We start from the raw sequence: 26,291 nt of genomic DNA, 5'->3' as shown, positions 1-26,291 counted from the left end.
GGCCTCCGTGCGGTGAAGATTCGACACCTCCACCACACACGGGGGCCTTCGTCACGATCAAGTCCGACCCGCGTCAACAACGCTCGTGATCAATACAACTAGGGCCTGTGCGAGGTCGTGATCAATCTCGGGTTTTGGTCCCTTGCGGGGGCAGGACCTGGTAGGACGCTGGGTGTGAAACGTAGGCAACTCAGCGACGGGCAATGGGAGTTCATCGAGCCGTATCTGCCGATAGGCGAGTACGGTCCATACCCCGAACGGCTGCGGGAGCAGTTCGAAGGGGTGATCTGGCGGTTCCGGTCCAGCGCCCAGTGGCGCGAGATGCCCTCCGAGTTCGGACCGTGGCCGACGGTCTCAGGGCGGTTGCAAGTTCCGGGATCGCGTAGATCGTCCGCTTCCAGCGGGAGTTGACGCAGCAACAGCACGGGCACGAGACCGGTGATCATCCGGGTGTCTACGCCAGCTGATCACATCGAGGTCCCGTGCCTGCCGCTTCATCCTCCCTGGTACCTGCCGCTCTGGCGAAACTGGGCCCCCTTCACCAGCACGACACCGGCCGCCTGCGCGCCCACCTCCGGCGCGTACCCGACCCGCGTTCGCGTCGCGGGCGGTGGTATCCCCTGACCGGCCTGCTGCTGATCTGCGCCTGCGCAGTCGTCTCCGTCGCCCGGACCATCACCGAGATCACCGAGTGGGGACAGCGCGCCACCACCACGGTGCTGGAACACCTCGGCATCCGCCGCCATCTGCCCGGACGCCGGCGCGCCCCGTCCCATGCCACTTTCACCCGGCTCCTGGCCGCTCTCGACGGCGATGCCCTGGACGCCGCGATCGGCGCCTACCTGGCCGGACACAACCACACCGACGCCGGCACCGGCTTGGCGCCGCGGCCGGCGATCGCGGTGGACGGCAAGGCATTGTCAGGCTCCGCGCACCGGCAGCAGCGCCACCGGCACCTGCTGTCCTCCGTCACCCACGCCCCCGCCGTGCCCCTGACCCAGCGCGAGGTGGGGGCCAAGACCAACGAGACGGCCGCCTTCCGTCCGCTGCTGGAACCACTCGATCTGACCGGCACCGTGGTCACCTTCGACGCCTTATGCCGACGTCGGCATAAGGCGTCCTATGAAGACCTGTGGGTTATGCCGATCTGCTGTCCGGTAGCGGTGCTGGCAGCGGCGTCCCCGGACAGCAGATCGGCGTAATCAGGCGCCGGATCGGCGTTGCCCCTCTTCCACCCATGGAGAGGGAAGAACGTGAGAAATCCTGCACTGGTCCAGGTCCTGGGCCCGCTGGCGCTGTTCGCGGAGGGGTTCCGCGAACGGCTGGAGATGCTCGGATACGCCCCACAGCCGCGGGTCGTCCACCTGCGAGTGATGGCCCACCTGAGCAGCTGGCTGGAAGAACGCGGGCTGGACGGCTCGGCGTTGAGCGCGTCGGTCACCGACGGGTTCATCCACGACCGACGGGTTGCTGGTCACCGTGATGCGCGGTCCGGCCGGTCGCTGCGGCCGTTGCTGGAGTACCTGCGGGAGATCGGAGCGGCTCCGCAGCCCGTGCCGCAGCAGGCGGTCGGGCCGGTGGAGGAGGTGCTGGCCGACTATGCGGCCTACCTGATCCACGAGCGGGGGCTGGGTGTACTGACGGTTCAACGCAGTACGGACTTGGTCCGCACGTTCCTGGCCGCCCAGGCCACCGGTGACCGGCTCAACCTGGAAGTGCTGACGGCCGCGGACGTCACCGCGTTCGTGCTCGCCCGCATCGAGAGCGTCTCGCCCGCGACAGTGCAGCGCACGGGTGCAGCCCTGCGCTCGCTGCTGCGCTTCCTGCACCTGCGAGGGATGATCGGCTTCTCGTTGGTGGGTGCGGTGCCCACCGCCGCCAACTGGAAACTGGCCGGGCTGCCGAAGTATCTGACACACGAACAGCTCGCCGCGCTGCTGACCTCGTGCGACCCGGACACTGCCGTCGGACGGCGTGATCTCGCGATCCTGACGTTGCTCGCCCGGCTCGGGCTGCGGGCCGGCGAGGTCGCCGCGCTGAGGTTGGAGGACATCGACTGGCGGCGTGGTGAGATCACGGTGCGTGGGAAGGGCAACCGGCACGAGCGGCTCCCGCTGCCGGCCGACGTCGGGGAGGCCGTCGTGGCCTACCTGAGCCAGTTCCGTCCCGCCGCTGCCGCGGGCCGGGAGGTATTCGTCGGCGCACGGGCCCCGCATCGGGCGCTGACCCGGGGCGCGGTCACGCAGCTGGTGGCCCGCGCGTCGCGCCGCAGCGGCCTGGGGTGTCGGCGTACGGACTTTTCTGGCCCTGGCAAGATTTTCGTGAAGCGGGGCTGTGCCACCGTGCGCCGGTGACGCTCCGTCACGGGTAGCGGCGTCGGAGGTGGGCCATGAGGACGACGCGGTGGCGCAGGAGCGGAACGCCGGCGCGGCCGGCCATGATCCGTTTCTGGAGCTTCAGGTCCGTGATCCGGCCTTCGTTGACGCCGGAGTTGAACGGGGTGGTGATGCCCTGCACGACTGCGGGCTGGTCCTCGCGGATGGCCTTGGCCAGGCTCGCCAAGGCAGACAGGCCAGAGGCCGCGAGTTGGTCGAGCCAGGCCGGCAGCGGGGCGGCGTCGCGGGCATCGAGCATGGCCGCGAACTGCCTTACCAGAGTGTGGGTTTGGTCGAGCTCCGGACAGTGTTCAAGCAGCCGACGGAGCGCCTCGGCAGGGTGCAGGCCGCGCTTCGGCGGTGTGGTGGTGATCCACCGGGCGACCTGGCGGGGGGATGGTGGCCGCTCGCGCGGTGTGTCGATCGGTAGACCGCGGCGTAGCGGCGCGATGGCCATCTTGACCCGCTGGTAGTGGCCGCCGTAGCCCTTGGCGGCGATCTCCTGGTGCAGCACGGTCGCGGTGTGCTCGCCTTCCTCCCACCGTTGCCTCAGATACTCCAGATACGGGTCGAGGCTCGTGGACCGGCGGGGCGGAGTGCGCCGTACGCACTCCTGCCAACAGGCAGCGCGTGCGTACTTGGCCACGGTGCGGCGGTTCAAGCCGAGCTCGCGGGCTATCGCGCTGAGACTGCGGGCCGTGCTGGTGTATCCCTGGACGGTCTCGAACAGTCGCTTCGCGTGACGGCGGGCGGGAGTGTCGGCCGCCTCGCACGGTTCGTCCGACGGCGGTGGGGCCGGTTCGGGTTCACGTACTGCGGCGGCCAGGCAGTCGCGGTGGGCCGCGGCGATGTCCGAGACCCGCTTCGACAGCCCCTGCCACAGGTGAAAGCGGTCGCTGACCTGCACCGCGTCCGGGGCTCCCTCGGTGATGCCCTGCCGGTAGACCAGCGAACCGTCCCGGCACACCACCTCGACGCCGGGATGCGCACGCAGCCAGGAGGCCAGCTGCTCGGCATCACGCCCGGCCCACAACTCGATCGGCAGCTGTGTGTCGGCATCCACGAGCAGCGTGCCGTAGACGTCCGCGTACAACGCGAAGTCGTCCACGCCCAGCACGCGCGGTGTCGCGACCGGCGGAAGTCCCATGCGCATCAACTGGAACAGCACACTCGTCCGCGACAACGGCGTCTTCAAGATGCGCAGAAGCCGGGCCCCGCCACGGCCAGCGAGCAGCACCCCGGCCATCTCGACCAGATGCTGCAGCAGCGGACTGCGACGCTGATAGCGCACCGTCAGCCCCTCCACCTGCTCGGCAAACGTCCGCCGACCGCAGTCCGTACTGTCGCAAAACAACCGCCGCACCGCCAGACTGATCAGCACCGGACGGCCCCCGGCAGCGACATCGGCCAGCGTGCGGGAATACCGGCTGTGCACCCGCGTCGACTCGCACCGGCAATCCGGACACGCCACCATCAACTCGCTGGTACGGGCAGCGATACGGACCACGCCGCCCGCCACCCACACTCGTTCCACCCGCACCGCATCGAGGTGCGGCGACACAATTCGTACGAGGTCATCACACTCGCCGAAGGTCCCGCTACCCGTGACGGAGCGTCACCGGCGCACGGTGGCACAGCCCCGCTTCACGAAAATCTTGCCAGGGCCACGTTCACGTGTACGCCGACATGGGGACGATCTACGCGCACCGGCTGCGTCACACCGCGGCCACCAGCATGCGGGCGCGTCACTGGAGGAGATCGGCCAGGTGCTGCGGCACCGGCATGCGCTGACCACGGCTGGTTACGCGAAGGTGGACCACGAGGGCCTGCGCGCGCTGGCCCGGCCCTGGCCGGGAGAGGCCGCGTGAGCGCGCTGCACCGGCGGTTGCAGGAGTATCTGGCCGTCCGCCGGGCCATGGGGTTCAAGATGGAACGCCACGAGAAGCTCCTGACGCAGTTCACGGACTACCTCGCGGCGCACCGCACCTCCACACTGACCATCGAACACGCCCTGGCCTGGGCGACCTTGCCGAGCTCGTCGGATCCGCGCTGGTGGGCGGCGCGGCTGTCCATGGTCCGCGGCTTCGCCGTCCACCTGCACGCGCTCGACCCCGCCCACCAGGTGCCGCCGAGCGGGCTGATCCCGCACGGCTCTCGACGTACCGTTCCCCACCTCTACACCGGCCAGGAGATCAACGCCCTGATCCGGGCCGTCGGTCAGCTGTCCTTCCCGCTGCGGGCCGGGACCTGCCAGACCCTGATCCGCCTGCTCGCCTCCACCGGCATGCGCGTTGGGGAAGCGATCCGGCTCGACTGCGAGGACCTGGACGACAAGCTCGGCGTGCTGACCGTGCGCGGCACCAAGTTCGGCAAGTCCCGGCAGCTGCCCCTGCACCCGACCACCAGCGCGGGCCTGCAGGAATACCTGCGGCTCCGCGACCGACTGCTGCCGCAGCCGCACACCAGTGCGCTACTGCTGTCCACCAGGGGCTTCCGACTGCGCTGTGAACGCGTCTGGGACACCTTCCACCGGGTCCTCGGACAGGCCGAACTGACACCACGTTCGCCAGCGAGCACACCAAGAATCCATGACCTGCGGCACACCTTCGCGGTCACCACCCTCCTGGACTGGTACCGCGACCGCGCCGACGTTCAGGCCATGCTGCCGCGCTTGTCGACCTACCTCGGCCACGCCGACCCCAAGTACACCTACTGGTACCTGTCCGCCGCCCCGGAACTGCTCGCACTGGCGGCCGACCGCCTCGACGCCCACCAGGAAGACCCCCGTTGACCTCCCTCGCCCCTACCCTGCAAGCATTCTTCACCGACCGGCTGGCCCGCCAGCGCCAGGCCAGCCCCCACACCGTCGCCGCCTACCGCGACGCGCTGAAACTGCTGCTGGCCTTCGCCGCCCAGCGCACCGGCAAGCAGCCCTCCCAGCTGGAGATCAGCGACATGGACGCGCCCTTGATCGGCGCGTTCCTCGACCACCTGGAAACCGAACGCGGCAACGGCGTCCGCACCCGAAACGCCCGACTGGCCGCCGTGCACGCGCTGTTCCGCTTCGCCGCCCTGCACCATCCAGAGCACGCGGCCGTCATCCAGCGCGTCCTGGCGATCCCGCCCAAACGCTTCGACCGCAGACTCGTCACTTACCTCACCGAACGCGAGGCCACCGCGCTGATGGCCGCCCCGGACACCACCACCTGGACCGGGCGGCGCGATCACGCCCTGCTGGTCCTGGCCATCCAGACCGGCCTGCGGGCTTCCGAACTCACCGCGTTGGCCTGCTCCGACATTCGCCTGGGCACCGGAGCGCACGTCAACTGCCTGGGCAAGGGCCGCAAACAGCGGATCACCCCGCTGACCTCCACCACCGTTGCAGTGATCGGCTCCTGGCTGGCCGAACGCCGCGGAGACCCCACCGAGCCGCTGTTCCCCAGCCGATACGGCACCGCGATGAGCCGGGACGCCCTGGAGCGGCGGCTGGCCAAGCACGCCGTGACCGCCGCCCACGCGGAACCGACCCTGGTCGAGAAGAAGATCTCGCCTCACGTTCTACGGCACACCGCAGCGATGCGCCTGCTCGCGGCCGGCGTCGACAGCACCGTCATCGCTCTCTGGCTGGGCCATGAGAGCGTCGCCACCACCCAGATTTACATACACGCCGATCTCGCCCTCAAGGAACAGGCACTCGCCCGCACCGCGCCGCTGGACACCGCACCAGGACGCTACCGCCCATCCGACACCGTCATGGCGTTCCTCGAAGCACTGTGACTATGCCGATCTGCTGTCCGGGGACGCCGCTGCCAGCGCCGCTACCGGACAGCAGATCGGCATAACCCACAGGTCTTCATAAGACGCCCTGCGCAGCGTCAAGGACCAGGTGCGCTGGCTGGTACAGGAGAAGAAAGCCCACTACATCGCGGTGATCAAGGGAAACCAGCCGACCGCGTCGGCCCAGCTCAAGGCCCTGCCGTGGAAGCAGGTGCCCATGGCGCACACCGTCTCCGGCACCGGCCACGGCCGGCGGGAGTCCCGCTCGGTCAAGACCATGGCCATCGCGGCGAACCTGGGCGGGATCGCCTTCCCGCGTACGCCGACAGCTGGCCTTGCGCATCCACCGGCGCCGCCAGGAGAACGGCAAGCGGCAGGCCCGGGAGACGGTCTACGTCGTCACCAGCCTCGACACCCACCAGGCCACCCCTGCCGACCTGGGCGGATACGTGCGCGGGCACTGGGGAATCGAAAATTCCAGCCACCATGTCAGAGATGTCGTGTTCGCCGAGGACGCCTCCACCGTCCACACCGGCAGCGCGCCGCGGGCGATGGCCGCTCTGCGGAACCTGGCCATCGGCAGACTGCGGCTGCTGGGAGCGGACAACATCGCCAAGACCACCCGGGCGATCCGGGACGCACCCGAACACGCCCTCTGGACCTGGGGCATCACCGACAGCCCGCTCCTACCGGGACCTTGAAGCCACCCTGCTCCACAGCGGGATCAGCAGCGACAGGGTCAAATAGCCGTGGGTGATCGGGCCGCCGAAAGGCCCGTCCTTGGCGCGCTCGGGGTCCGTGTGGATCTACTGGTGATCGCCGGTGGCGTCGGCGAACTGGTTGATCATCGACTGGGTGACGTCGATCCAGTCACTGGCGCCCAGCTGGGCGCCCTCCACTCCGGACAGGTCTTCCAAGGAAACGGTGATGGTCATCGGCTGCCCTCTCGGTCGAGTCGTAGGGCCCGCACCGCGTTGTCCTTAAGGATCTTGGGGCGGACGTGGTCCTTGATGTCGAGCTTGGCGAAGTCGGCTCGCCACCGGTCGGGGGTGATCAGGGGGTAGTCGGAGCCGAACAGGACCTTGTCCTGCAGCAGCGTGTTGGCGTACCGCACGAGCTGGGGCGGGAAGTACTTGGGCGACCAGCCGGACAGGTCGATGTAGACATTCGGTTTGTGCGTCGCGACGGCCAACGCCTCGTCCTGCCACGGGAAGGAAGGGTGCGCCATGATGATCGTCAGCTCGGGAAAGTCGACGGCGACATCGTCGAGCAGCATCGGGTTCGACAACGAGAGGCGGATTCCGCCTCCGCCGGGCAGGCCCGCGCCGATGCCGGTCTGGCCGGTGTGGAACAGTGCCGGCACTCCCAGTTCCTGGGCGACCTCCAGCAGCGGGTAGGCACTGCGGTCATTCGGAGCGAAGCCCTGGATCGAGGGGTGGAACTTGATGCCGCGCATGGCATGCTTCTCCACGAGGTCGCGGAATCGACGGGCGCCGGCGAGGCCCTTGGCGGGGTCGACGCTGGTGAAGGGGATGAGGATGTCGCGATGACGGGCTGCGGCTTCGGCGATCTCCTCGTTGGACAGCGCCGTATGTCCGGTCGCGGATTCGATGTCGACGCTGAAGACGACGACAGCCGTTCTGCGCTCCCGGTAGTAGCCGGCGATCTCGTCCAGAGTCGGTGCCCGGCGCTCGGCGGCGAAGTACTTCGAAGAAGCCTCGACGAAGTCGTCGGGCAGGGACAGATGACCGTGTCCGTCCACCTCGACGTGGGCGTGTACGTCAATTGCGTCGAGCGTGTCGAGGTCGAGGCCCGTGGCCGAGGTGCTCACGAGGCGTCGGTCTTCGGCTCGGGCAGCGTTTCCCCGACGCTCTGTTGGTGGCCGGCGAACACAGTGGGCCACGCCTCGGCGATGGCGTCGGCGCTCCAGCCGCCGTCGGCATAGGCGGAGACGGCCTGTGTCGGGTGGGTCCACAGGCTGAGCCGGTCCCCGCCCACACCGATCGCCTGGCCGGTCACGTCGGCCGCGGCGTCCGAGGCGAGGAACGTGATCACACCGGCCGCGTCCTCCGGGGATCCGATGGTCGGCGTCCGGCGCGCGAACGGCGGGATCGGCCGACCGGCGCGCAGAGCGCCCGGAGCTGGCAAGACGATCGTCTCGACGCGTACCGGTTCACCCTTGGCACGGGCGACGACGCCGCGTACTTGCTGGGACATGGGAATCCTCTCTGTACAGCTGGGAAGCGGCAGGACGGAGCGGCGCAGTCACCGCGCCGTGCGCACGCGAACGGGTATCGAGGCCCAGGAGCGCAGGGTGTTGTTGAGATGGCGGCGCGGTTCGCCGGTGAGTTCGATGCGTTCGATGCGGCGGGCGAGGGCGGTCAGCAGCGCCTCGGCTTCCAGACGGGCGACGTGCTGGCCGACGCACTGGTGGATGCCCATGCCGAAGCCGACGTGGCCGGAGGGGTCACGGGTGAGGTCGAAGCTGTCGGGGTCGGACCAGCGGGCCGGGTCACGGTTGGCGGAGCCGAGGAACATGAGGATCTTCGTGCCTTCGGGAATGCGGGCGCCGGCAATCTCGACGTCGGTGGTGGCGGTGCGGAAGAAGGTCTGCACCGGCGACTGCCAGCGCACCGCCTCGTCGAACGCGACCCGGGCCAACTCCGGTCGTTCGCGTAGCCGCTGCCACTCGCCGGGGTGAGTGGCGAAGGCGTAGAGGGCGGCGGCCAGGCCGTGGACGGTGGTGTCGACGCCGGCGGTGAGCAGGGAGCGCACCACCAGCGGTGCCTGCTGCTGGGTGAGTTCACCGCGGTCGGCGGCTGCCCAGATGCGTGCCCCGAAGCCGTCTTCGCTCAGTGCCTCGCGGGCGCACTGGGCGTTCACCCAGGCCGACAAGTCGGCCACCCGGGGCGCGTCGGACTTGACGAGGTCGTTGACCGGTCCGAAGGCGTTGAAGGCCATGTTGCCGTAGGGCAGGAGGTTCGCCCGTCCATCAGGTCCTAGGCCGACCGCGTCGGGGAAGACCCGCAGCGGGAAGGCCTTGGCCAGGGCGTCGAAGGCGTCGAAATCCTCTCCTCGCTCGGCCAGTACGTTGTCCAGGAGGTCCTCGGCTGCCTCTTGCCATACATCCCGCAGGCGGCGCAGCGCGGGTGGGGCGAGGGCCTCGCGCAGCACTCGGCGTGGGGCGTCGTGATGCGGGGGGTCGGCCTCCAGCAGCAGGCTCGGCGCGCGCCATGGCTTTTCGTGGCGGAAGTTGGCCAGGCCCACCCCGGCGCCCGACTGGAAGGTCTGCCAGTCGACCAGGGAGGCGTGCACCTCCTGGTAGCGGGCCAAGGCATGCACGCCGTAACGGGAAAGACGGACGACAGGGCCGGCTTCGCGAAGCTGTTGGTGCAGTGGCTCGGGGTGCTCAAGATGTTCGGCGGCGAACGGGTCGGCGTCATGGACGGGCGGCATGACAGTGGTGGCCTGTACTCGGGACATCACAGCTCCAGCGACATCGGCTCGGATGGATGAAGGATGAGGAGGGGCACAGCTCAGAGGTCCAGGACCAGGCGCGCTGAGCGGGAGCGGGAAACACACGGCAGCATGCAGTCGTTGGCCGCGCGTTCGTGATCGGCCAGAACCGAGTCCCGATGATCCGGCGTGCCCTCCAGCACCGGCGTGAGGCAGGTCCCGCAGGATCCCTGCTCGCAGGAGGACAGCACCTCGACTCCCGCCTGTCGCACCGCCTGGAGGACGGAGGTTTCCCGGGTCACGGTCACCGTTTGGCCGCTGCGCCGCAGTTCCACCTGGAACGGCGCACGGCGCACGGGGTCCGCCGCGGCCGCGGTGAAGCGTTCGGTGCGCAGGCTGTACGGCGGCCAGCCGACGCACGCCCGCTCGACGGCGGCGAGCAAAGGGGCCGGCCCACAGCAGTACACCTTGGTGCCCGGCGCAGGCTCGCTCAGCCAGGCAGCCAGGTCCAGCAGACCGCATTCGTCCTGAGGAGCGACCTGTACGCGCCGGCCGTGGCATTCCGTGAGCTCCTCACGGAATGCCATCGAAGCACGGCTGCGGCCTCCGTAGAGCAACTGCCAATCGGCGCCCGTCATTTGTGCCTGACGGAGCATCGACAGCAGCGGTGTGATCCCGATGCCGCCCGCGATGAAGAGATACCGCTCCGCCGGCACCAGCGGGAAGTGGTTCCGCGGCCCGCCCACGCCGACCCGGGCCCCCAGTGCCAGCTGATCATGCACGTACGCCGATCCCCCGCGCCCCTCAGGTACCCGCAACACGGCGATGCGGTAGCTGTAGGGATCCCAGCGGTCGCCGCACAGCGAGTACTGCCGGGCAGTCCCGTCCGGCAGGACCACATCGATGTGAGCGCCCGGTGTCCAGTCCGGCAGCCGCACGCCGTCCGGGTGGGCCAGGGTGAGGGACACGACGCCGTCGGCGACGACGTGCTTGGAACGGACCTCCAACGTCACGGTGGAGGGAGAGGGCTGTGAGGCTGTCGGAAGCAGGCTCTGCACGACCACGGTGTCGACTCCCATCAGTGGCATGCAGGAAGAATGAGGGTGGCCGCCATCGCACCGCGACGGAGTTCTCACTCAGTGAGAGACGTTTTTCGTGCGATTGTCATGTGGCTGACTCATTGCGTCAGGACGGCTTTCCCCGATGGGGGGGCGCGCTCAGGGCACGGGAGATACCCCGAGCAGCCGTCCGGACCACGGGAACGACGGCATGGGCGCTCGACTCGTTGGGCACGATGACCGACAGCGCCGCGACCACCGCACCCTCGGCTCCGCGTACCGGAGCGGCGATTCCGAGAGCCTCTTGATGGACGTATCCGGGGCAATAGGCGTATCCCTGCTGCCGGACCTCGGCCAGGACCGCACGCAACCGGGCGGGCGCGGCCGGAGTGGCCGACGTGTAGGCGATCAACGGGCCCGAAAGGACAGCTTCCTTCAGGGATGTGGGGCCGTAGGCCAGAAGCACCAGTCCGCTGGAGGATGCGTGCAGGGACAGGCGCCCAGCGATGCGGGTGTAGTTGATCACCGCGTTGGGGGCCGAGAGCCGTTCCAGGAACAGGACATCCTCCCCGTCGAGAACACCGAGCTGCACATGATGGCCCACGACGTCGTGCACGCCTTCCATGAACGGCATCGCCGTGTCACGCAACGACAAAGTGGGCGAGGCCCGTGTCACCAACTCCCACAGCCGCACACCGATCCGCACCCGACGGTCGACGTCCCGGCTGAGAAAACCGTGTCCTACCATCTCCGCCACCAATCGCGAGGCGGTCGCCACATGCAGTCCGGCGCGGCGCGCGATCTCGGAGACGGTCAACGCCGGCTCCTCCTGGCTGAATGCCTCCAGGATGCGAGCGGACCGAGACAGGACCGACTCTCGGTGTGGTGTCTTCATGGAAGTGCCGTTTCGACTGTCGGAGGGTGACATGAAACCGTCGCAGCACACACTCTCCAGACCACGCAGATCTGCTGCACCATCGAGTGTCGCCACCGCGGTCGCCGACCAACTGTATGCACAGAACGCGAACATCGTCGCGCACGCGGCACCCGGTCGCGACGGACTCGAACAGATCGTGCGGTGGCGTGTCTACTCAGCACCGCAACAGCCCTGACGACGGCTGCCCGTCCGCCAGGTAGGACGCCTGCCATTGGCTCGTCGCCCTGGGAAAACCCCTCAGGTCCGATGCCGGACGTCGAAGTGCGCGGAGTGCGCGGTCAGCTTGCCGAGCAACTCAATGAGGGTCTGCTGCTCGTCCTCACTGAGGGCGCCCGCCCATTCCTGTTCACGTGCGTTGTGTGCCTGGAAGGCGGTGGTGATCGCATGCACGCCGGCCTCGGTGAGGCCGAGTTGGACCGCGCGCCCGTCGTAGGCGGCGCGCTCCTTGCTCACCAGGCCGTCCCGTTCCAGCGTGTTCACCAGCGCCGACACGGCGGCTCGGCTCATGCCGGACAGCTCCGCGACCTTCTTCGCCTCGACCGGGCCCGACAGCCAGATGGCGAACAGCACCCGGAAGCCGGGCCATGACCAGCCACGAGGCCGGTGCACAGTGGATTCGAGGTCGTAGACGAGCATGTTGGCCGCGCGGTGGAGGGTGAGCACCAGCCGCATGGCGAGCGGGTCGATGCCGGGGAGTTCCCGCGAGGCCCGGTCGACGGCGTGATCGATGAACGACCAGAAGTGCAGGTGGTCGACATCCAGCGGTTCCGGTTCCTGGGTCACAGTCGGAGTCTAGGCCGGGCGGCATCACGGACCGCATACGGGAAACGGGCGCACGCCGGGACCCCATCCAGGTTTCCGGACCGAAAAAATCTTCATCGGAGGCTTCCCCGGAGATGCCGACAGGAGTACGGTCCCCAATTAATCAAAGCATTGATTACATTCTCTGAGCATGATTCGCCTCGTTTTGTCCCCTGGGTCTGTCAGGGGACAGGTCTCCTCCCTGCCGTGCGTCCCGATGTGCGGCCGGGCGGCCCCGGCCGTTCCTCCTCCTCCGTGAAGGGGGACGGGGTGGCGGGTGATCGATCCCAAGGAACCTCGTATGCCCGAAGCACTCGCTCCCCCCAGTCCCGGCGCGCTGCGTGCCTGCATGTCCCGTTTCGCCACCGGCGTCACGGTGGTGTCGTACGCCACCGACAGCGGCCCGCGCGGCGCCACCATGAACTCCTTCACGTCCGTGTCCGCCGAACCGCCGCTGGTCCTGGTCAGCGTTGCCCGCCGGGCCCGCTGCCACGAGCAGCTGAGCGACGGGCCCTTCTGTGTGAACATCCTCGGCGCCGAACAGGAGCCGTTGGCCCGGCTGTTCGCGGGGGCCCCGAGCACCATGGAGCCCCGCTGGGCACAGGGCGCGCGCGTCCCCCGGCTGGCCGACCCGCTCGCCTGGGTGGAGTGCGAGCCCTGGCGCACGTACGACGGCGGCGACCACACCCTGGTCCTCGGCCGCGTCACCGACCTCGGCCACCGCGACGGCGACGCCCTGACCTACGCCTGGAGCCGTTTCGCGTCCACGACCGAGTCGACCGACGGCATCGAGCACCTCTTCTGAAGCTCTCATCCGCCCGGCCCTCACCCCCCTCTCAAGCCTCACCGCACTCCCCAGGAGAACCACCATGGCCGCACGCACCGGCAAGGAATTCCTCGAGCGCCTCTCCCAGTCCCGCCCCACCGTGCACATCCAGGGCGAGACGCTCACCGGAGGAATCCAGGAGCACCCCGCTTTCTGCAACGTGGTGCGGACCTACGCCGAGCTGTACGACCTCCAGCACAGCGACGCACACAAGGACGTCCTCACCTACGCCTCCCCCACCTCCGGTGAGCCGGTCGGCACGTCCTTCCTCACTCCGCGCACCCCCGACGATCTCGTCAAGCGCCGTAAGGCGTTCAAGGTGTGGGCCGACCACAGCAACGGCATGCTGGGCCGCACCGGCGACTACATGAACAGCTCCCTAATGGCGCTCGCGTCGGCCGCCGACTGGTTCGCCCAGTCCAACCCCGCCTTCGGCGAGAACATCCGCCGCTACTACGAGAAGGCCCGCGAAGAGGATCTGCTGTGCACCCACACGCTGATCCCGCCGCAGGTCAACCGGGCCGTGGCCGGTACCCAGCAGGCGGGCGGCAAGCTCGCGGCACGCATCGTGAAGGAGGACGACAACGGCGTGGTGATCCGCGGGGCGCGCATGCTCGCCACCATCGCCCCCTTCTCCGACGAGATGCTCGTCTTCCCCTCGACCGTGCTCCGCGGCACCCCCGAGGACAAGCCGTACTCGTACGCCTTCGCCATCCCCAACGACACCCCCGGCCTGCGCTACATCGCCCGCGAGCCCCTCGACTACGACCGCCCGCGCCACGACCACCCCCTCGCCTCCCGCTTCGAGGAATCGGACTGCGTCGTCGTCTTCGACGACGTGCACGTGCCCTTCGAGCGCTGCTTCGCCCTCGGTGACGCCGAGCTGTGCAACGGCTTCTACTCCCAGACCGCCTCCGTGGTGCACATGACCCACCAGGTCGTCACCCGCACCACCGCCAAGACCGAGTACATCCTCGGACTGGTGACACTGCTCACCGAGGCCATCGGCATCGAGCAGTTCCAGCACGTCCAGGAGGACATCGCCGAGATCATCACCACCCTGGAGACGCTGCGCGCCTTCCTGCGCGCCGCGGAAGCCGACGCCGAGATCAACGAGTACGGGGTGCTGACCCCGGCCTGGGCCCCCCTCAACGCCGCCCGCAACCTCTACCCCAAGCTCTACCAGCGCTTCCCGCAGATCCTGCGCAAGCTCGGCGCCTCCGGCCTGATGGCCACCCCGACCGAACTCGACATCACCGGCCCGGCCGCCGCCGACATCGAGGCCTACCTCCAGTCGGCCACCCTCACCGGCCCCGAGCGCGTGAAGCTCTTCCGGCTCGTCTGGGACACCTGCATCTCCGCCTTCTCCAGCCGCCAGGCCCTGTACGAGTACTACTTCTTCGGCGACCCCGTCCGGATGGCCGGCGCATACGTGAAGTCGTACGACCGCGAGCCGTACAAGGCGAAGGTCCAGAACTTCCTGGACCAGCACAGCCTGGAGCGCTCCTGATGACGCACCCCCTGGGCAACCCCCCGTCGAAGATCATCGCCGTCCATCTCAACTACCCCAGCCGGGCCAAGGAGCGCGGCCGGATCCCGGCCCAGCCCTCCTACTTCCTCAAGCCCCCCTCGTCGCTGGCAGGCACCAAGGAGGCCATCGTCCGCCCGGAGGGGTGTGAACTTCTCGGGTTCGAAGGCGAGATCGCCCTGGTCGTCGGCAGCCGGGCCCAGCGGGTACGGCCGGAGGACGGCTGGTCCCACGTGCGGTGGGTGACCGCCGCGAACGACGCCGGGGTCTACGACCTGCGGTATGCCGATCGTGGTTCCAACCTCCGCTCCAAGGGCGCCGACGGCTTCACCCCGATCGGGCCGCGACTGCTCGATGCCCACCAACTCGACCCGGCCGCACTCCGGTTGCGCACCTGGGTCAACAGCGAACTCGTGCAGGACGACACCACCGACACGCTCCTCTTCCCCTTCGGACAGCTCGTCGCCGACCTGTCGAGACTGGTCACCCTGGAGCCCGGGGACGTGATCCTGACCGGCACTCCGGCCGGCGCGTCCGTGGTCTCCCCCGGCGACACGGTGGAGGTCGAGGTCACCGGCAGCGGGCAGTCCACCGGGCGGCTGCGCAACCCCATCGCCTCCGGGCCCGCCCTGGAGACGTACGGAGCGATGCCGAGGACGGACGCGGCCGAACGCGAGGCCGCCCACGGAGCCGCGTACACACGCGAGCCACTGCTCGACGAACGCATCGAGCAAGGCCTGCGTTCGGTAGCGGTCGCCACGCTCAGCGCGCAGTTGCGGGGGCACGGGCTGCCGCACATGTCCATCGACGGGGTACGTCCCACACGGCCGGACACGAAGATGGTCGGCGTCGCCCACACACTGCGCTACCTGCCGCTGCGCGAGGACCTGTTCAAGCGGTACGGCAACGGCATGAACGCCCAGAAGCGGGCCATCGAGCAGCTGCGACCCGGTCATGTGCTGGTCATGGACGCCCGTCGGGACACCTCCGCCGGCACCCTCGGCGACATCCTCGCCCTGCGCGCCCAGCAGCGCGGCGCGGCCGGCGTCGTCACCGACGGCGGCCTGCGCGACAGCGCCGCAGTCACCGAACTCGGCCTGCCCGTCTACCACGGCGGCGCCCACCCCTCCGTCCTGGGCCGCCGCCACGTCCCCTGGGACACGGGAGTGCCGATCGCCTGCGGCGGTGCGCTCGTGCAGCCCGGCGACCTGCTGGTGGGAGACGCGGACGGCGTGGTCGTCGTACCGCCCGAGCTGGCCGAGGACCTGATCATCGACTGCCGGGAGCAGGAACAGAAGGAGCGCTTCATCACCGAACAGGTGCGCGCCGGACACGGCATCGACGGCCTCTATCCCCTCGGTCCCGACTGGCACGAGACGTACGAGCGGTGGCGCAAGCAGCGCAGCACGCAAGGAGAGCACTCATGAAGTTCCGCAGCGACCCGTCCACCATCCGCGGCTCCATCGCTCCCGCCATCACCCCCTTCACCTCGGACGGAGCCGTCGACCACGACAGCCTGCGCGCGCTGATCCGCTTCCAGCTGGAGTCCGGTTCGCACGGCATCTCGCTGGGCGGCTCCACCGGCGAGCCCAGCTCGCAGAGCGTGGCCGAGCGGATCGCGGGGATGCGGACGGCGGTCGAGGAGATCGGCGACCGCGTCCCGTTCCTGCCCGGGACCGGCTCCCACAAGCTCGACGAGACCCTTGAACTCACCGCTGCCGCACAGGAGTTGGGCGCGGACGCGGCGCTGGTGATCACGCCGTACTACGCGCGCCCCACGCAGGAGGCGCTGTACCAGTGGTACGCCACGGTGGCCCGGGAGTTCCCGGACCTGCCGATCGTCGCCTACAACGTGCCCTCCCGCACGGCCGTCGACATCGCGCCCGAGACGGTGAAGCGGCTGTTCACCGACTTCGAGAACTTCGTCGGAGTGAAGGAGACGACGAAGGACTTCGAGCACTTCTCGCGCGTCCTGCACGCCTGCGGGCGCTCACTGCTGGTGTGGTCCGGCATCGAGCTGCTCTGCCTGCCGCTGCTGGCGCTCGGCGGTGCGGGGTTCGTCTCGGCCGTCGCGAATCTGGCGCCCGGCGCGGTGGCGCGGATGTACGAGCTGTGGGAGGCGGGCGATTTCGACGGTGCCCGCGATATCCACTACCGCCTGCACCCGCTCGTCGACCTCCTGTTCGTCGAGACGAACCCGGCGCCGGCGAAGTGGGTGCTGCACCAGCAGGGACGTATCGCGTCACCCCATGTCCGCCCGCCGCTGATCACCCCCACCGACGCGGGCCTGACGACGATCCGGGCGCTCCTCTCCGAGGGCGGCGACCTCACCCAGCAGATCGGAGCCGCGCAGTGAGCCCCACCCCTGAGCACCTTCCCTCCGTGATCCGGCACTGGATCGGCGGCGAGCTGGTGGACGCGGCCGACAGTCGCACGTTCGACGTCGCCGACCCGGTCTCCAACACGGCCTACGCACAGGCCGCGCGTGGCTCCGCGGCCGACGTGGACCGGGCGGTGACGGCCGCCCGGGTCGCGTTCCCGCAGTGGGCCGGGCTGTCCAACCGGGCCCGCGCGGGTGTCCTGTACAGGATCGCCGAGGCCGTCGAGGCCCGCCATGACCGGCTCGCCGCCTTCGAGTCGTACGACTCCGGTCTGCCCATCACGCAGGCGCGCGGCCAGGCGCGGCGCGCTGCCGAGAACTTCCGCTACTTCGCGGATGTCATCGTGGCCCTCGGCGAGGAGGCGTTCCGCCAGGGCGAGGACCAGTTCAGCTATGTGGTGCGCACCCCGGTCGGGGTCGCCGGGCTGATCACGCCGTGGAACACCCCCTTCATGCTGGAGAGTTGGAAGCTGGCCCCCGCGCTGGCGTCCGGCTGCACGCTGATCCTCAAGCCCGCCGAGTGGACCCCCTTGTCGGCATCCCTCTGGCCGGAGATCTTCGACGAGGCAGGCGTGCCCGCCGGAGTGGTCAACATCGTCCACGGCATCGGCGAGGAGGCCGGCCAGGCCCTCGTCGACCACCCGGACGTGCCGCTGATCTCCTTCACCGGCTCCTCCGACACGGGCCGGCACATCATTCGCTCCTCCGCCGAGCACCTGAAGACGGTGTCGATGGAGCTGGGCGGCAAGTCCCCGGTCGTCGTCTTCGCCGACGCCGACCTGGAAGCCGCCCTGGACTCGGTCGTGTTCGGCGTGTTCTCCCTCAACGGGGAGCGCTGCACGGCAGGTTCACGCGTACTCGTCGAGCGCCCGCTGTACGAGGAGTTCACCCGGCGACTGGCGGAGCGGGCCGCCAACGTACGTGTCGGGCTTCCTTCCGACCCGGCCACCGAGGTCGGCGCGCTGGTACACCCCGAACACTACGAGCGCGTCCTGAACTACGTGGAGATCGGCAGGAAGGAGGGCCGTCTGGTCGCCGGTGGCAGCCGCCCCGACCACCTCGCCGACGGCAACTACCTCCAGCCCACCGTCTTCGCCGACGTCGAACGCGACGCCCGTATCTTCCAGGAGGAGATCTTCGGCCCCGTCGTCGCCGTCGCGCCCTTCGACGACGAGGCCGAGGCGATCGACCTGGCCAACGCCACGCAGTTCGGGCTGGCCGCCTACGTCTGGACCTCGGACCTCAAGCGCGGCCACCGCATCGCGCACGCCGTCGCCTCCGGCATGGTCTGGATCAACTCCCACAACGTCCGTGACCTGCGCACCCCCTTCGGCGGCGTCAAGGCCTCCGGCGTCGGCCGCGAGGGCGGCGCCCACAGCATCGACTTCTACACCGAATCGAAGATCGTCCACGTTGCCCTCACCGAGGTGCACACCCCCCGCTTCGGAGCCACATCATGATCGCCTCGAACGCCCCCGACGTCGTCCGGTCCGCCTACGCCCAGCTCGCCGTCACCGACCTCGGCGCAGCCCGCTGGTTCTGGGTCGACATGCTCGGCTTCCACGTCCAGCACGAGGACGCCGAGTCGCTGTACCTGCGCGGCACCGACGAACTCACCCACCACTCGCTGGTGCTGCGCAAGGGCGAGCTGGCGGCCCTCGACCACATCTCCTATCGCGTCCGCACCCCCGAGGACGTCGACAAGGCGGAGAAGTTCTTCGCCGACCTCGGCCGTCCCGTCCGGCGCGTGAAGAAGGGCGAGGGAACACACGGCATCGGCGACGCCGTCCGCGTCGTCGACCCGCTCGGCTTCCCCGTGGAGTTCTTCCACGAGATCGACCGCGCCGAGCGCCTCATCCAGCGCTACGACCTGCGCCACGGCGCCGAGATCGCCCGCCTCGACCACTTCAACATCTGCACCCCCGACATCCCCGCCGCCTACGCCCACTACCGCTCCCTCGGCTTCGGCTGCTCGGAGACCATCGAGGGCGACGAGCACGAGCTGTACGCGGCCTGGATGTACCGCAAGCAGACCGTCCACGACGTCGCCTTCACGGGGGGTGCCGGGCCGCGCCTGCACCACGTCGGGGTGGCCACCCACGAGTCCCACCAGGTCCTGCGCGCGGCCGACCTCTTCGGCTCGCTGCACAAGGAGCACCACATCGAACGCGGCCCCGGCCGGCACGGCGTCTCCAACGCCTTCTACCTCTATCTCCGCGACCCCGACGGCCACCGCGTGGAGATCTACACCTCGGACTACTACACCGGCGACCCCGACCACGAGACGTACCGCTGGAACGTCCGCGACGACCGCCGCCGCGACTTCTGGGGCAACGCCGTCATCGAGTCCTGGTACAAGGAGGCCGTCCCCGTCCTTGACCTGGACGGACGCCCGCGGCCCGTCACCGACACCGTCCTCGACGAGTCCGCGGTCCAGGTGGGTGCGGACGGCCTCGGCTGACGCTCCGGGCGGTTGGGGGGACCGGAGGTGCTTCGCGCCCTTCCGGGGCCCCTCACCGCGCGGTGTCCGCCATCCTCCGGCGGGTCGGCGAGTACGGTGACCGTGCCGGCGGCGCCGGTGGCGCGCAGGCGTGTGCCGGTACGGATCTCGGTCGTGGCGTTCTTAGCCTGGGCGACGGTGGGGATACCCAACTCCCGCGCCGTGACCGCCACATGAGTCAGAGAGCTGCCCGCCCCATTCGATGACCAGCGCGGCGGCCGAGGACAGCGCGGCCACCCAGCCGGGGTCGGTGCGGTAATTGAGCAGGATGCCGCCGCCAATGTCGCGGGGGGTGTTGGTGACCACCGCGGGCCCCTCGACGACGCCGGGGCAGCAGGGGGTACCGCGCAGTTCGCGGGTGCCGCTGCGGGCGGCTGGGCGCCTGGGCGCCTGGTCCAGCCGGCCCGCTCCGGGTTGCCCGACCAGTACGGGGCGCCGTGGGGAGGCTGAGCACCACGGAACCTGCCAGGACGATGACGATGACTGCGAGGCTGATCGGTGAGGGGATTTCCGGGATGCCGGGGCTGATCATCTTGTGGGATGCCTGGAGGATGAGCTTGACGCCGATGAAGGCGAGAATGATCGCCAGGCCCTTGTTCAGGTAGTGGAAGCGGTCCAGCAGGCCAGCGGGCATGAAGTGGAGGGCCCGCAGGCCGAGGATGGCGAACGCGTTGCTGGTGTAGACGATGAAGGTGTCGTCGCTGACTGCGAGGACGGCCGGGACGCTGTCGACGGCGAAGATCAGGTCGGCGGCCTCGATCGCGGCGACCACCGCGAGCAGAGGGGCCGCCATTGCGTAAGACGAACCCACGCAGGAAACCGGGTGCGGACGGGGGCCGGCCTCCTGCGGTTGTCGCTACTTGAGGAGCCGGCGGAGGATCTTCCCCGCGGCCGAACGCGGGATCTCCGACACGAACTCGACCGCCCGCACCTTCTTGTACGGCGCCACCCGTTCCGCGACCCACGTCATCAGGTCGTCCGGGTCCAGGGGTGCCGAGGAGACCACGAAGGCCTTCGGAGCTTCGCCGCCTTCCGCATGTGGCATGCCGACCACAGCAGCGTCTCGCACCTCGGGGTACGTGAGCAACAACGACTCCAGCTCCGCGGGTGCGACCTGGTAGCCCTTGTACTTGATCAGTTCCTTCAACCGGTCAACGACCCAGAAGTTGCCGGACTCGTCCACCTTGACGATGTCGCCCGTCCGCAGCCAACCGTCCGCGACGAGTGTCTCGGCGGTCGCCGCGGGATTGTGCAGGTAACCGGCCATCACCTGTGGGCCGCGGATCCACAGCTCGCCGGGTTGCCCAGGATCGCAGTCGTCGCCGGTGACCGGGTCGACCAGACGGGCCTCAGTGGAAGGCATCAGGCGCCCAACCGACCCCGCCGGGGTCGTCGCGAACTCGGCATCAGGTACCGAGTTCGTTCCGGGACTGGCCTCGGTCATGCCGTACCCCTGACGGATCAGGCAGCCCAACCGTCGTTCAGCGCGTGCGGTCACGTCCACGTCCAAGGGCGCCGCCCCACAGATGGCCAACCGCAGTGAGGACAGGTCGTAGCCGCCGACCTCATCGTCCGTGGCCAGACCCAGCACCATCGGAGGTGCCAGGAATGCCCGGGTCACTCGGTGTTCCTGCACCATCCTCAGGTACGCCGGAAGGCTGTAGCGGGCCAGCGTCACGACCGTCGCACCGGCTTTGAGCGCGGAGTTGAGGATGATGGTAAACCCGTAGATGTGAAAGAACGGCAACGCAGCCGCGAGGACCTCGTCCTGGGTAACCGGCCACCCGGCGGCGATCTGCTCGAGGTTGGCGACCAGGTTGCGGTGGGTCAGCATCACCCCCTTCGACAGGCCGGTCGTGCCACTGGAGAACGGCAGGGCCGCGATCGCCGTGGCGGGATCGAGGGCCACCCGGGGCCGGGAGGCGCCGGAGCCGGTCAGTTCGCTGAACGGCCGGAAGCCCTCCGCCTCGCCGAGGACGAACCGGAGCTCGATGCCCGCTGCGTCAGCGGCCTCGGCCGCTTTACCCGCCGCTTCCTCCGACGTGATCAGGACGCTTGCCTGCGAGCCGGCGAGCTGCTTGATCAGTTCGCCGGTGGTGAGCACCGGATTGATCGGAGTGACGGCGGCGCCGATCGCGAGCGCCGCGTATACCGCGAGCGGATAACGGGGTTGATTGTGGCTCATCACGGCGACGACCTGGCCGGGTCGCACGCCGAGCCGAGCCAGCGCCCCGGACCCGGCGTCGACACCCTCGACGAGTTCGCGGTAGGTCAGCCGTTCACCCGAGGCCGCGTCGACCAGGGCGACCTTGTCGCCGAACTCCCGGGCTCGCGCCAGGACATGATCCACGAGCGAGACGTCGGGAACTTCAATGGTTGGCTCGGGACTGCGGTAGATCATGACGACTCCCTTGTCGCACGGTGCTCAATGGTGGAACCGGAACACGGGCTGCGCTATGCACGCCGGCTTGGCGCCATCTCGGATGGCGACCACGACGTCGGCGGTGATCTGCACACCGCCGACGGCCGCTTCCTCGACCTTCGCGATGGAACCGGCCGGCCGGATCGACGCTCCGGCTGGCACGGGCGCGGGGAAACGCACCTTGTCGAGCCCGTAGTTGACCTTCGTTGTGGCGTCGCTTACATCCAGGAGCTGGGTCCACAGCGGGATGAGCAGCGACAGGGTGAGGTAGCCGTGCGCCACAGTGGTTCCGACCGGCATCCTTGGCGGGTTCGGGATCAGCGCCGATCGCTCGGGGGAACGAGCAATCGGCGGCTACCTCATTTTTCAGTCAGGACCAGCCGTGCTCATAGTCCGCTGACGAGGGCACGCATGGCCTCGAGGATGTCGGCAGGCTGGGCACGCTGCCGGGCTACCTTTGACAGGCCCGAACGCACCGCCCCCACCAACAGTTCGCTGATCGCCTCTGGTGTGGCCTTCGTCGTGACCGAACCGGCCTTGCGCGCGGCAGCGAGATCCGCGGCGATCAGGTCAGCGCAGACACGGGAGGCGTGGCCTCGCACGGGCGTCAGCGCAACGTCCAATGCCGGGTCGTCGATGGAATAGAAGCGGCCGATCAGAGGCCGTTGACCAATCTCGAGCACCGCGCCCATCATGGCCACCACGCGGTCGGTGAGGTCGCCTTCGCCGGCGAAGATCTCATTGACCTTCTCGATCAACTCGTTGTTGATCTCCTCGTACAGCTCCCGGAACAACTGTTCGCGGCCCTGCGGAAAATAGCTGTACAACGTCACCTTGGACGCGCCGGCTCGGGCGGCGATGTTCTCCACGGTGGCCGAACCGTACCCGGATTCGGCGAAGACCTCCAGCGCTGCGTCGAGCAGCTCCCGGCGCGTCCTCAGCCGGTTCCGCTCCCGTAGCGACGGCCGCGCCGAGCGCTCATCCGATTTAGCTCTGGCAGCCACGACGGGACTCCTTCGATGTCGACTTCATCGCCGGCCGGTGATGTCCGGCGATACCCGGGCGGAGCACGCGGAATCGTTCAGAGCACAACGGTGACGACCTTTTCCTCGGTACTGGCCAGGATGCCGCTCCAACCCAGCTCCCGGCCAATGCCGCTGGCCTTCATACCGCCCCAGGGCAGGGCCGGGTCGATGGCCGCCCAACCATTGACCCAGACGGTCCCGACGCGCAACCGCCGCGCCACCGTGTGCGCCAGACTCACGTCGCGGGTCCAGATGGTGGCAGCGAGCCCGTACTCGGTCTCGTTGGCGATACGAACGGCCTCATCGACATCATCGAAAGGCATCACCGCGCCGACCGGGCCGAAAATCTCCTCGCGGGCGATGGCGGAGTCATTGCGGACATCCGCGAAGATCGTGGGCTCGACGAAATATCCCTTCGTCGAGGGGCGACCGCCACCCGCGACGAGCCGTGCACCCTCGGCCTTGCCCCGCTCGATATAGCTGAGGACGCGATCCAGATGTTCGCGGCTGATCAGCGCACCCATCGTGGTGTCCGGGTCGAACGGGTCACCCACCACCTGAGCCTTCGCCACGTCCGCCAGCAGCGAGACGACGCGCTCGTAGCGCGACCGGTGAACCAGGATCCGCGTTCCCGCTGCGCACACTTCGCCCTGGTTGAAGAACAGGCCCATGGCGATCCCTTGAACCGCCGCCTCGACATCGGCGTCCTCCAGGACGATCTGTGGGCTCTTGCCGCCCAGTTCCAGGGTCACCCGTTTGAAGGTGTCGGCAGCGGCCTTCTGGATCTCCCGGCCGACCTCCGGCGAGCCGGTGAAACTGATCTTGTCAACGCCTGGGTGACGCACCAAGGCAGCTCCCGCCACGTCGCCAAAGCCAGGGACGACATTCACGACACCGGGCGGGAATCCAGCCTCCTCGATGAGTCCCGCGAGGTGCAGGATCGACAGCGGGGCGTCTTCGGCGGGTTTGACTACCACTGTGTTTCCCGCCGCCAGCGCCGGTCCCAGCTTCCAGGCGGCGATCATCAGCGGGGTGTTCCAGGGAATGATCGCGCCGATCACGCCTATCGGTTCACGCACCGTGTAGGAATGTGTCGGGCGACCCTGGTAACCGGCGGTCGGCACTGTCGTGCCTTGGATCTTGTCCGCCCAACCGGCGAAATGCCGGAACGTCGCGATGGCATTGGGCACGTCGAACGCGGCGGGCTGTCCCACCGGTTTGCCGATGTCCAGGGCTTCGAGACGGGCCAGCGTGTCGGCGTCCCGTTCGACCATGTCCGCGAGGCGGTTCAGCAGCGCAGCGCGCCTGGCGCCCGGAACTTCGGCCCACTCGCCGGCGAGCGCACGCCGGGCGGCCTGCACCGCATCGTCCACGTCGGACTCCCCACCGGCGGAGACGCGGGCGGCGAGCGACCCGTCCGCCGGGTTCAGAACGTCGAACTTATTCGAATTCGAGCGCCATTTGCCGTCAATGAACAGCCCTGTCCGAAGCGGAGAGTTCACTCTGCCTTTCCTTCCGTTCCTGGTGGCCGACGCCGGCGATGCAGCCTGCTCGTGTGCTTCAGTGGTTTCCAGATCGTCGAGGCTCGCGGTGAGACGCTCGACGAGCAGATCGACATGTTCCCGTTCGAAGATCATCGGTGGGCGGATCTTGAGAACGTTGTCGTGCGGGCCGATCCTGCTGATCAGGACCCCTCGGCGGCGCATGTTCTCGACGACCCACTTCGCCTGCGCGGTTCCCGGCTGACCGTTGTCATCGACGAGTTCCAGGCCGAAGAAGAGTCCCTGCCCCCGCACCGCTTTGACGTGGGGCCGGTGCTCGACCAGCTTCTCCAGGAGCTCGCGCGCGCGGGCACCGACGTCCCATGCGTTTCGCTGCAGCTCGCGGTCGGCCATCTCCCGCAGAACCGCCAGACCCGCGGCGGCCGAGACCGGATTGCCTGCGAAGGTGTTGAAGTAGAGGTTGTCCGTGCCGAACTCCTCCAGCAGTTCGGTCGTGGTGACCACGCCGCCCACTGGATGACCGTTGCCTAGCGGTTTACCCAACGTCACCAGGTCGGGCGCGATGTCGTACAGCTCGTGGCCCCAGAACTGCGAGCCGGACCTTCCTAGCCCGGACTGCACCTCGTCCGCGATGACCAGGCCGCCCGCCGCACGGATCATGGTCGCCACGGCTTCGACGTAGCCCGGCGGCGTACGAAGGAGTCCTTCTGTCGAGAACAGCGGGTCGAACAGGAAAGCAGAGACGCCATGTCCGGCTGCCTTCAGCGACGCCAACGCGGCAGCGACCTGATCCAAAGCTTCGTCAAGTACGTCCTCCACGGGCCGCTCGTCCGCGTCGAGGTCCGGAGTGCGCAGCGCACGGACATGAGAGCCGAGCCGCTCCTTGACGCGAAGGCCGGTGGTGAGTTCGGCCAGGCTCGTGGTGTTGCCGTGGTAGCTGAAATCCGTGACCACGATGCCCGTATTGCCCGTGTGCTGGCGCGCGATCCGGAGTGCCAGTTCGTTGGACTCCGATCCGCTGTTGGTGAACAACACCTTGTCCAAGCGCGGGTCGAAGGTCGCCAGAAGCGCCTCGGCATACTCCACTACGGGCTCGTGCAGGTAGCGCGTGTGCACGTTCAGCAGCGCGGCCTGGTCGGCGATCGCCCGGACGACGGCCGGGTTGCAGTGCCCGACATGGGGAACGTTGTTGTAGGCGTCGAGGTAGTCGATCCCATCCGTGCCGCGTAGCCAGACTCCCTGACCGGACGTCACGTGGAGCGGTTCGTCGTAGAACATGGGCGAGTGCCGCCCCACCACCGCCTCCCGACGGGCCATCAGCGCCCGAGCTGCCCACGTACTCGCGGTGGTCATGACGTCTCCTGTCAGCCGAGCCAGATTTCTGAACTAACCGTACACATATCTAACTACTAGTACAGCTAGCGTCGACACATCTCCAGTCCTCGGTCACACGTCGAGCAGGGCACCTACGCACCGTAGGCCCGGCGGCTCCGGACGCTGGACATTTTTCTGAACGGACCGGAAAGTTAGCGTACGCCATGTCTTGACGCTGAACGGTACGCCTGTAAACATCGTTTTGCGCCACACTTCCGCGGATAGACCCGCTCACGACCGTCAAAGAGGCCGAGAGGTCGCAGGACTTCGGTTCCATCACCACGACGTTGCCTGACCGGTACGGCCGGCTCCGCAGTGTGGGCGCAGCTG

23 protein-coding genes and 4 pseudogenes are annotated in these 26,291 nt (G+C 68.6%); 12 read left to right on the top strand and 15 right to left on the bottom strand.

The genetic code is table 11. The annotated features are described in order from the left end of the window. Positions 1-174: 174 nt before the first annotated feature. The 3 genes and pseudogenes from IE239_RS37485 to IE239_RS37475 form a co-directional block, all read left to right on the top strand. Positions 175-372: pseudogene (locus IE239_RS37485) on the top strand (transposase); the annotation flags it as partial. Positions 373-482: 110 nt separating this feature from the next. Continuing rightward, on the top strand, positions 483-1,202 hold the full coding sequence (locus tag IE239_RS37480; protein WP_190153927.1) for an ISAs1 family transposase: 720 nt from the start codon (positions 483-485) through the stop codon (positions 1,200-1,202). Between the two features lie 51 nt (positions 1,203-1,253). Beyond that, entirely contained in the window at positions 1,254-2,354 is a 1,101-nt protein-coding gene (locus tag IE239_RS37475; protein ID WP_190153926.1) for a tyrosine-type recombinase/integrase, read from the top strand. Between the two features lie 7 nt (positions 2,355-2,361). On the opposite strand, the gene IE239_RS37470 is transcribed toward IE239_RS37475, so the two are convergent. After that, positions 2,362-3,894 carry an ISL3 family transposase gene (locus tag IE239_RS37470; protein WP_229878646.1) on the bottom strand — a complete coding sequence of 511 codons (1,533 nt, stop codon included), beginning with the start codon at positions 3,892-3,894 and terminating at the stop codon, positions 2,362-2,364. A 345-nt stretch (positions 3,895-4,239) separates the two neighbouring features. Between IE239_RS37470 and IE239_RS37460 the strand changes: the two genes are divergently transcribed. Together IE239_RS37460 and IE239_RS37455 are read left to right on the top strand one after the other, a co-directional pair. Next, positions 4,240-5,166, top strand: a complete 927-nt coding sequence (locus IE239_RS37460; RefSeq protein WP_190153925.1) for a tyrosine-type recombinase/integrase — start codon at positions 4,240-4,242, stop codon at positions 5,164-5,166. Then, positions 5,163-6,152 (top strand): tyrosine-type recombinase/integrase, encoded by a 990-nt coding sequence (locus tag IE239_RS37455; RefSeq protein ID WP_190153924.1) that lies wholly within the window; start codon positions 5,163-5,165, stop codon positions 6,150-6,152. The genes IE239_RS37460 and IE239_RS37455 overlap by 4 nt, the downstream gene beginning before the upstream one ends. Positions 6,153-6,293: 141 nt before the next feature. On the opposite strand, the gene IE239_RS37450 is transcribed toward IE239_RS37455, so the two are convergent. After that, positions 6,294-6,437 (bottom strand): hypothetical protein, encoded by a 144-nt coding sequence (locus tag IE239_RS37450; protein ID WP_190153923.1) that lies wholly within the window; start codon positions 6,435-6,437, stop codon positions 6,294-6,296. A 50-nt stretch (positions 6,438-6,487) separates the two neighbouring features. Between IE239_RS37450 and IE239_RS37445 the strand changes: the two genes are divergently transcribed. Further along, the gene (locus tag IE239_RS37445) at positions 6,488-6,853 is read left to right on the top strand and encodes a transposase (RefSeq protein ID WP_190153922.1); all 366 of its coding nucleotides are present in this window, start codon (positions 6,488-6,490) and stop codon (positions 6,851-6,853) included. Positions 6,854-6,856: 3 nt separating this feature from the next. Here the strand turns inward: IE239_RS37445 and IE239_RS37440 are convergent. The 7 genes and pseudogenes from IE239_RS37440 to IE239_RS37410 all read right to left on the bottom strand — a co-directional run. After that, positions 6,857-7,087, bottom strand: a pseudogene (locus tag IE239_RS37440) (MaoC/PaaZ C-terminal domain-containing protein); the annotation flags it as partial. Further along, positions 7,084-7,983, bottom strand: a complete 900-nt coding sequence (locus IE239_RS37435; protein ID WP_190153921.1) for an amidohydrolase family protein — start codon at positions 7,981-7,983, stop codon at positions 7,084-7,086. The gene IE239_RS37435 and the pseudogene IE239_RS37440, both read right to left, overlap by 4 nt. Then, a complete protein-coding gene (locus IE239_RS43185; RefSeq protein WP_308435453.1) occupies positions 7,980-8,369 on the bottom strand; it encodes a hypothetical protein in 390 nt (129 codons plus the stop codon). Before IE239_RS43185 ends, IE239_RS37435 begins: the two co-directional genes overlap by 4 nt. Before the next feature lie 48 nt (positions 8,370-8,417). Further along, a complete protein-coding gene (locus IE239_RS37425; protein WP_190153920.1) occupies positions 8,418-9,635 on the bottom strand; it encodes a cytochrome P450 in 1,218 nt (405 codons plus the stop codon). A 53-nt stretch (positions 9,636-9,688) separates the two neighbouring features. Then, positions 9,689-10,687, bottom strand: a complete 999-nt coding sequence (locus IE239_RS37420; protein ID WP_190153930.1) for a PDR/VanB family oxidoreductase — start codon at positions 10,685-10,687, stop codon at positions 9,689-9,691. A gap of 106 nt (positions 10,688-10,793) precedes the next feature. Next, positions 10,794-11,561, bottom strand: coding sequence for an IclR family transcriptional regulator (locus tag IE239_RS37415; RefSeq protein WP_190153919.1), 768 nt, complete (start codon positions 11,559-11,561; stop codon positions 10,794-10,796). Between the two features lie 279 nt (positions 11,562-11,840). Next, on the bottom strand, positions 11,841-12,386 hold the full coding sequence (locus IE239_RS37410) for a MarR family winged helix-turn-helix transcriptional regulator (protein ID WP_229878642.1): 546 nt from the start codon (positions 12,384-12,386) through the stop codon (positions 11,841-11,843). 319 nt (positions 12,387-12,705) lie between these two features. On the opposite strand from IE239_RS37410, the gene IE239_RS37405 reads away from it, so the two are divergent. The 6 genes from IE239_RS37405 (at position 12,706) to hpaD (ending at position 19,599) form a co-directional block, all read left to right on the top strand. After that, positions 12,706-13,209, top strand: coding sequence for a flavin reductase family protein (locus IE239_RS37405; RefSeq protein ID WP_190153918.1), 504 nt, complete (start codon positions 12,706-12,708; stop codon positions 13,207-13,209). A gap of 64 nt (positions 13,210-13,273) precedes the next feature. Further along, the gene (gene hpaB, locus IE239_RS37400) at positions 13,274-14,740 is read left to right on the top strand and encodes a 4-hydroxyphenylacetate 3-monooxygenase, oxygenase component (RefSeq protein WP_190153917.1); all 1,467 of its coding nucleotides are present in this window, start codon (positions 13,274-13,276) and stop codon (positions 14,738-14,740) included. After that, a complete protein-coding gene (locus IE239_RS37395) occupies positions 14,740-16,185 on the top strand; it encodes a fumarylacetoacetate hydrolase family protein (protein ID WP_190153916.1) in 1,446 nt (481 codons plus the stop codon). Before hpaB ends, IE239_RS37395 begins: the two co-directional genes overlap by 1 nt. Beyond that, positions 16,182-17,114, top strand: coding sequence for a 4-hydroxy-tetrahydrodipicolinate synthase (gene dapA, locus IE239_RS37390; RefSeq protein WP_190153915.1), 933 nt, complete (start codon positions 16,182-16,184; stop codon positions 17,112-17,114). The genes IE239_RS37395 and dapA overlap by 4 nt, the downstream gene beginning before the upstream one ends. Next, positions 17,111-18,598: a 5-carboxymethyl-2-hydroxymuconate semialdehyde dehydrogenase gene (gene hpaE, locus IE239_RS37385; protein ID WP_190153914.1), complete on the top strand. Its 1,488-nt coding sequence runs from the start codon at positions 17,111-17,113 to the stop codon at positions 18,596-18,598. The genes dapA and hpaE overlap by 4 nt, the downstream gene beginning before the upstream one ends. Continuing rightward, on the top strand, positions 18,595-19,599 hold the full coding sequence (gene hpaD, locus IE239_RS37380) for a 3,4-dihydroxyphenylacetate 2,3-dioxygenase (protein WP_190153913.1): 1,005 nt from the start codon (positions 18,595-18,597) through the stop codon (positions 19,597-19,599). Before hpaE ends, hpaD begins: the two co-directional genes overlap by 4 nt. A 167-nt stretch (positions 19,600-19,766) precedes the next feature. Here hpaD and IE239_RS42690 read toward each other — a convergent pair. The 6 genes and pseudogenes from IE239_RS42690 to styD form a co-directional block, all read right to left on the bottom strand. Further along, positions 19,767-19,811: pseudogene (locus IE239_RS42690) on the bottom strand (hypothetical protein); the annotation flags it as partial. Between the two features lie 254 nt (positions 19,812-20,065). Further along, positions 20,066-20,431 (bottom strand): annotated as a pseudogene (locus IE239_RS37370) (TerC family protein); the annotation flags it as partial. Between the two features lie 63 nt (positions 20,432-20,494). Then, on the bottom strand, positions 20,495-22,039 hold the full coding sequence (locus tag IE239_RS37365) for an AMP-binding protein (protein WP_190153912.1): 1,545 nt from the start codon (positions 22,037-22,039) through the stop codon (positions 20,495-20,497). Positions 22,040-22,063: 24 nt separating this feature from the next. Next, positions 22,064-22,360 carry a MaoC/PaaZ C-terminal domain-containing protein gene (locus tag IE239_RS37360; RefSeq protein ID WP_190153911.1) on the bottom strand — a complete coding sequence of 99 codons (297 nt, stop codon included), beginning with the start codon at positions 22,358-22,360 and terminating at the stop codon, positions 22,064-22,066. Positions 22,361-22,446: 86 nt separating this feature from the next. After that, entirely contained in the window at positions 22,447-23,064 is a 618-nt protein-coding gene (locus IE239_RS37355) for a TetR/AcrR family transcriptional regulator (RefSeq protein ID WP_190153910.1), read from the bottom strand. Positions 23,065-23,141: 77 nt separating this feature from the next. Continuing rightward, the gene (styD, locus tag IE239_RS42685; protein WP_229878640.1) at positions 23,142-25,940 is read right to left on the bottom strand and encodes a phenylacetaldehyde dehydrogenase StyD; all 2,799 of its coding nucleotides are present in this window, start codon (positions 25,938-25,940) and stop codon (positions 23,142-23,144) included. Between the last annotated feature and the right edge of the window lie 351 nt (positions 25,941-26,291).

The organism is Streptomyces humidus (assembly GCF_014649655.1).
Taxonomy (GTDB): domain Bacteria; phylum Actinomycetota; class Actinomycetes; order Streptomycetales; family Streptomycetaceae; genus Streptomyces; species Streptomyces humidus.
Note: the sequence above shows the minus strand (reverse complement) of the source record. Positions and strands in the feature narration are given on the sequence as shown.